Source organism: Stieleria sp., assembly GCF_041595215.1.
Lineage (GTDB): Bacteria > Planctomycetota > Planctomycetia > Pirellulales > Pirellulaceae > Stieleria > Stieleria magnilauensis.
The window spans coordinates 1-2,287 of record NZ_JBFHKV010001239.1 but is presented as its reverse complement, the minus strand read 5'-3'; the positions used below and the strand labels follow the sequence as shown (position 1 = coordinate 2,287).

Sequence of the window (2,287 nt, the reverse complement as noted above, 5' to 3'; positions counted from 1 at the left end):
GCTTTGTCCTGCGACCGTTCGAGGGCTCTCGCACGTTCGAAAATCTGCGTGCGACGCGCCGCGCGACGATCCACGTGACCGACGACGCGGCCCTGTTCGCCCGGGCCGCGGTCAGCCAGCTCGACGATCAAGCCGCATCGGTGCGGCGGTCGGAGTGCGGACTATGGGCGATCTTGAACCGTTGCCATCGTTGGTTCGCCGTCGAAGTCGTTTCCGTGGCCGAAACGCCGCCCCGCTACGAGATGCCGTGCCGTGTCGTCGACTCCGGAATCATCGCGCCGTTCTTTGGATTCAATCGAGCCAAGCATGCCGTCATCGAAGCGGCGATCCTGGCAACGCGAACCCATTTGATCTCGGCCGAGGACGTCAGATCGCAACTGGAGGCATTGAAACCCTTGGTCGACAAGACCGCGGGCGACACCGAACGGGACGCGTTCGCGACGTTGGCTGCCGTGATCACCCAGCGGATCAAGCCTCCCGCCCCGACCGGAACCCCATGATGCGCGCGGCGAAACGGATTCGAATCGAAACCGGCGCCCGGTTGCACTTCGGGTTACTCGACACGTCGCCGCCATTCGGTGGTCTCGGTGCGATGATCGACCGGCCGGCGACCGTCGTCGAACTTTCCGCGGCCGAGCAATGGACTGTCGCGAGCGGCTACCAACAACGAGCCTGCCCGATCGCCAAACGTTTTTGCCAAGCCACCGGCCAGGCGGCGTTACCCGCCGTGGCGATCGACGTCGTCAAGGCCGCGCCGCCGCACCGTGGGTTCGGCAGCGGCACACAACTCTCACTGGCCATCGCCGAAGGGTTGCGTCAATTGACCGGTCAGGAGATGACCGATGAAACACTCGCCGTCCAGATCGCCGATCGGGGCAAACGCTCGGCGGTCGGAGTCCATGGCTTTTTCAACGGCGGCATGATCTTCGAAACCGGTGATGACGATCACCAAACGCTGAACCCGATTCGCCAACGTGTCGAATTACCCGAGCGATGGCGGTTGCTGACACTCAGCCCCGCGACGGTTGCCGAAACCGTTTCCGGCAACCACGAATCCGATCACTTTGCCAGACTGCAATCGGAACCTCTCCGCTCGGCGGCAAACCGTCTTCGCGATGAGCTGCGCCGGCACATCCTCGACGACATTCTGCCGGCCGCCCAGGCCGGCCGCTTCACCGAATTCGCCCGCGCGATCGAAAGCTACAACCATGCCAGCGGCATGCTGTTCGCCGAAGCCCAAGGCGGTCCGTACAACGGCCGCTGGGTCACCGAGCTGATCGCGTCGCTACAAAACGCCGGCGCGATCGGTGTGGGACAAAGCAGTTGGGGGCCAGGCGTGTTCGTGTGGTGCGAAGACGAATCGTCCGCCCAAGGACTGGCGGAACAGTTTGCCAGCCCCACGATGAACATCCAAATCGCCCGCATCAAACGCACCGGGCGAACGGTGAGCCGCGCGTAGGTCATGCTGTGCATGACGATTGGCATGCACAGCATGCCCTACTTACTGCACCGTCAACCTGTCCGCCGCCCCGGCCGCTGCGTAAACCTTTTGGACCAATCCCATCGCCCCTTCGGCCTCGCCCTGGATCGACAACGCGTGGGGTGCCCGCAACGACAACAGCCCCGGCAAATCAAAGTACTTCGCCGCGCCCGGCACAAAATGTTCGTCGCTGTAATCGGGCACGTGGTTCAAACGAAACCCGTCGCTGTCGAGATGAACTTCGTCAACCAAATCGCCGGCGACCACGGAGGCAGCGGCGCTGCTGACGCAACTGGATTGATTCGCGACCAGCGTCAACGGTCCATCGGGTGTGGAGTGATCGAGGTACGCCACGACGCACAACAGTTGCTCGAATCGCTTGACGGCGAGCGGCCGGTTGTAGCCGAACGTCAATCCGGAATAACTTCGTTCGTCGTCAATCAACGGTTGCTGGTGTTCACTTGCCATCGCTTCTCGCGCGTGGTCCGCCGTCGCAGCAAGCGCCGGGGTCAGGTAGGCGATCACCGTCGTTCTGCCGTCGCCCTCGGCGGCAACCGACTTCACGATCGCATCACGCCGCGACCTCTCGCGACCCGACGTCGTCGGCACCACGACGTGCCCCGTCGCGCTGCTGTTTTTCCCCGCAACGACGTCGAGGTCCACGACCGTCTTCCAGTCCCGATGCTCAAGCCGATAACTCACCACGCGATCGTCGCCAGCTCCTTCGCTCCTCTTTGTGACGACCAAATCTTGTGCCGCTGGCATCGATCGATCAAAGATCACGCTCCAAGCCCCGCCGACGACGCG

The 2,287-nt window shown here is 63.1% G+C and carries 2 protein-coding genes and 1 pseudogene; 2 read left to right on the top strand and 1 reads right to left on the bottom strand.

Annotated elements, in window-relative coordinates; all coding sequences use genetic code 11:
• Positions 1–500 (top strand): DUF447 domain-containing protein (locus tag ABX749_RS30080; protein WP_372899284.1); only part of this gene is annotated, 500 nt, incomplete at its 5' end.
• A complete protein-coding gene (locus ABX749_RS30075) occupies positions 497–1,459 on the top strand; it encodes a beta-ribofuranosylaminobenzene 5'-phosphate synthase (RefSeq protein ID WP_372899283.1) in 963 nt (320 codons plus the stop codon). The genes ABX749_RS30080 and ABX749_RS30075, both read left to right, overlap by 4 nt.
• 42 nt (positions 1,460–1,501) lie before the next feature.
• Here ABX749_RS30075 and ABX749_RS30070 read toward each other — a convergent pair.
• Positions 1,502–2,287: pseudogene (locus ABX749_RS30070) on the bottom strand (hypothetical protein); the annotation flags it as partial.

Coding starts and splice junctions, on each gene's coding strand:
- ABX749_RS30075 (WP_372899283.1), top strand. CDS start 497: ATGATGCGCGCGGCGAAACGGATTCGAATCGAAACCGGCGCCCGGTTG.